Source organism: Methylobacterium sp. WL103, assembly GCF_008039885.1.
Taxonomy (GTDB): Bacteria; Pseudomonadota; Alphaproteobacteria; order Rhizobiales; family Beijerinckiaceae; genus Methylobacterium; species Methylobacterium cerastii.
In genome coordinates, this window is record NZ_VRUX01001156.1 from 1 (window position 1) to 690 (window position 690).

2 protein-coding genes are annotated in these 690 nt (G+C 73.5%); one reads left to right on the top strand and one right to left on the bottom strand.

What is annotated here, in order from left to right; genetic code table 11:
- On the top strand, window positions 1–368 hold a 368-nt coding region (locus FV222_RS28370; protein WP_348644954.1), incomplete at its 5' end, for a multidrug efflux SMR transporter.
- 7 nt (window positions 369–375) lie between these two features.
- Here FV222_RS28370 and FV222_RS28375 read toward each other — a convergent pair.
- Window positions 376–690: alpha/beta hydrolase (locus tag FV222_RS28375; RefSeq protein ID WP_187277531.1), on the bottom strand; the 315-nt coding region annotated here is incomplete at its 5' end.

Below are 690 nucleotides of genomic sequence, written 5' to 3' on the forward strand. Positions count from 1 at the left end.
CCCGAGGCCCGCGCCGCCGGCGACGCGCTGGCGGCCAGCGCATGAGCCCGTACCTGACGCTGGCCGTCGCGATCGGCGCCGAGATTTCCGCGACCCTCGCGCTGAAGGCCGCCGACGGCCTGACCCGGCCGATCCCCACCCTGATCGTCGCCCTCGGCTACGGCACGGCTCTCTGGCTGATGTCCTCGAGCATGGACATGCTGCCGATCGGAATCGTCTACGCGATCTGGGCCGGCGTCGGCATGGTCGGCGCCGCGATCGGCGGTGCGCTTCTGTTCGGCGAACCGGTGACGCTACCGATGATCGCCGGCATCGCCGTCATCGCCTGCGGCGTGGCGATCCTGGCGAGCGCGCGCGTCGAGGCTTGAGAAGGACTCACGCCGTCGCCAACCGCCTATCCTCCACCGCCCGCACCGGCGAGCCCGGCACGAACGCGTCGAACGCCGCCCAGAAATCCTCCCGGATCGCGTCGCGTTCGGAGAGGATCTCGTGGCGGGCGTCAGGCAGCACCAGGATGTGGCCGGCCTTGAGCCGCGCGGCGAAGCGCTGGGCCGCCGGTGTGCCGCAGACCGGGTCGGCGCCGGCCGCCACGATCAGCGTCGGGGTCGCGATGCGGGGTGGCACGCGCGGGTCGCGCAGGCGCGCCACCGCGCGGAAGGCTTCCGCCGTCCAGGCGATGGTCGGGTCGCC